4 protein-coding genes are annotated in these 2,488 nt (G+C 71.9%); 3 read left to right on the top strand and 1 reads right to left on the bottom strand.

Going from position 1 to position 2,488, the window contains the following annotated elements:
- Both RH94_RS42255 and RH94_RS03950 read left to right on the top strand, forming a co-directional pair.
- Positions 1–408, top strand: a 408-nt coding sequence (locus RH94_RS42255; RefSeq protein ID WP_324614224.1) for an exodeoxyribonuclease VII large subunit, incomplete at its 5' end; no start/stop codon positions are given.
- A 9-nt stretch (positions 409–417) separates the two neighbouring features.
- The gene (locus tag RH94_RS03950; RefSeq protein WP_073946250.1) at positions 418–660 is read left to right on the top strand and encodes an exodeoxyribonuclease VII small subunit; all 243 of its coding nucleotides are present in this window, start codon (positions 418–420) and stop codon (positions 658–660) included.
- A gap of 97 nt (positions 661–757) precedes the next feature.
- Here the strand turns inward: RH94_RS03950 and RH94_RS03945 are convergent, their stop codons facing one another.
- Complete coding sequence (locus RH94_RS03945) at positions 758–1,282, bottom strand: DUF4245 domain-containing protein (protein ID WP_073946302.1); 525 nt, start codon at positions 1,280–1,282, stop codon at positions 758–760.
- 125 nt (positions 1,283–1,407) lie between these two features.
- On the opposite strand from RH94_RS03945, the gene glpX reads away from it, so the two are divergent.
- Complete coding sequence (gene glpX / locus RH94_RS03940; protein ID WP_073946249.1) at positions 1,408–2,442, top strand: class II fructose-bisphosphatase; 1,035 nt, start codon at positions 1,408–1,410, stop codon at positions 2,440–2,442.
- The last annotated feature ends 46 nt before the right edge of the window (positions 2,443–2,488 follow it).

Here is a 2,488-nt window from a genome sequence, read left to right as displayed (position 1 = left end):
CTGCGCGACCGCGCCCGCAGATGCGTGCAGGCGTTCGTCGAGCGGGAGGAGCGCGGGCTCGCCCACGCGCTCGCCCGGCCCTGCATGGAGGACCCGCACCGCATGATCGACGAGCGGGCGGACCACGTCGCCTCCCTGCTCGACCGGGGCCGGCGCACCCTGCGGCACCTGCTGGACCGCGCGGACTCCGAGCTGACGCACACGCACGCGCGCGTGGTGGCCCTCTCCCCCGCCGCGACCCTCCGGCGCGGGTACGCCGTGCTGCAGAAGGCCGACGGGCACGTGGTCCGCGACCCGGCCGAGGTGACGGCGGACGAGGCCCTGAGGGCACGGGTCGCCGAGGGCGAGTTCACTGTTCGCGTCGATGCAGTCGATGCACAGGACACAGCCGGTGCACAGGACACATAGGGTGGTCGAATGACGAGCAAGGCATCCCCGGCGTACGAGGCGCTCGGCTACGAGCAGGCGCGCGACGAGCTGATCGAGGTCGTCCGGCGCCTGGAGGCGGGCGGCACGAGCCTGGAGGAGTCCCTCGCGCTGTGGGAGCGGGGCGAGGAGCTGGCCAGGGTGTGCCGGCGGTGGCTGGAGGGCGCGCGCGCCCGGCTGGACGCGGCGCTGGCCGAGGAGGTGGAGGAGGACGAGGCACGGGCCTCGCGGTAGCGCGCCGCCCCGCCTCCACCGGCCCCGTCGGTCCCACCGGACCCACCGGGTCTCGCGGCGGGTCCGGGTGGGTGAGCCCCGGCGGGGCTCAGGGGGCTCAGGACGTCTTCAGCGCCTTCGCCATCGCCGTCAGCCGGTCCCAGGACGCCGTGCCCGCGACCACCGTCGTGGACCCCTCGGTGCCCTCCAGCACCAGCGCGTCGTAGCGGCCGCCGGTGTAGCGGGTCCACGTACGGCCGTCGATCTCCTGGGTGACCTTCGTGGCGTGCCCGCCCCGGCTGGCGTCGTCGATGAACTTGTCGCGCTCCTGAGCGGACTGCTCGATCGCCACGTATTGACCGTCGGGATCCTGGAATCCCAGGTGCCAGTGGTCCTCCTCGGTGGCCCGGAAGCGGACCGAGGTGGCCTTCCAGCTGTCGGGCAGGCCCTCGGGCGCGGCCACCGGGTACGGCGCCGCACGGCGTGCCGTGAGCAGCTCGATGCCGTAGTCGACCCGCTTGAGGTCGGGAGCGCCGCCGCCGTGCGGGACGAAGAGGTAGATGACTCCCGCCGCGAGCCCGATCAGGCCCAGGGAGAGGAGCATGTCCCGGACCGTTTTCTGCTTGCCATTCGAACGTGCCACGTCTCCATCGTCGCAGGTGCCCGGTCCGCTCATCCGTGGGGCCCCCTGCTCATTCTGCTCACCCGGCGATAGAGTCGGGGCAACACCCTCATCCGGCCGTCGTCGTATCAGAAAGGTGCGCTCCGATGACCGAGAACCATCATTTGCCGTCCGAGCTTGAAGTGCCCTCCGAGGCGCCCGACCGCAACATCGCCCTGGAACTCGTCCGGGTGACCGAGGCCGCGGCGATGGCCGCGGGCCGCTGGGTCGGGCGCGGTGACAAGAACGGCGCCGACGGCGCCGCGGTGCGCGCCATGCGCTCCCTCGTCTCCACCGTGTCGATGAACGGCGTCGTCGTCATCGGCGAGGGCGAGAAGGACGAGGCCCCGATGCTCTTCAACGGCGAACGCGTCGGCGACGGCACCGGGCCCGAGGTCGACATCGCCGTCGACCCGATCGACGGCACCACCCTGACCGCCAAGGGCATGCCGAACGCGATCGCGGTCCTCGCCGCCGCCGAGCGCGGCGCGATGTTCGACCCGTCCGCCGTGTTCTACATGGACAAGCTGGTCACCGGACCGGACGCGGCCGACTTCGTCGACATCAACGCGCCCGTGTCGGTGAACATCAAGCGGGTCGCCAAGGCCAAACGGTCCACGCCCGAGGACGTCACCGTGGTCATCCTCGACCGCCCTCGGCACGAGGGCATCATCAAGGAGATCCGGGAGACGGGCGCCCGCATCAAGCTGATCTCCGACGGCGACGTGGCCGGCTCGATCCTGGCGCTGCGCGACGGCACCGGCATCGACCTGCTGCTCGGCGTCGGCGGCACGCCCGAGGGCATCATCTCGGCCTGCGCCGTGAAGTGCCTGGGCGGCACGATCCAGGGCAAACTGTGGCCCAAGGACGACGAGGAGCGGCAGCGGGCGATCGACGCCGGGCACGACCTCGACCGCGTGCTGACCACGGACGACCTGGTCTCCGGCGAGAACGTCTTCTTCGTCGCCACCGGCATCACCGACGGCGAGCTGCTGCGCGGTGTGCGCTACCGCTCGGAGACGGCGACGACCGACTCGATCGTCATGCGCTCCAAGTCCGGCACGGTCCGCCGGATCGACTCCGAGCACCGGCTGAGCAAGCTGCGCGCCTACAGCGCGATCGACTTCGACCGCGCGAAGTAGCGGAGCGGCACCGCGCGCACGGCGGTACGGCTCGAGGGGCGCCCCC

The organism is Streptomyces kebangsaanensis, assembly GCF_001906585.1.
Lineage (GTDB): Bacteria > Actinomycetota > Actinomycetes > Streptomycetales > Streptomycetaceae > Streptomyces > Streptomyces kebangsaanensis.
This window is presented reverse-complemented; position numbering and strand designations above follow the sequence as displayed.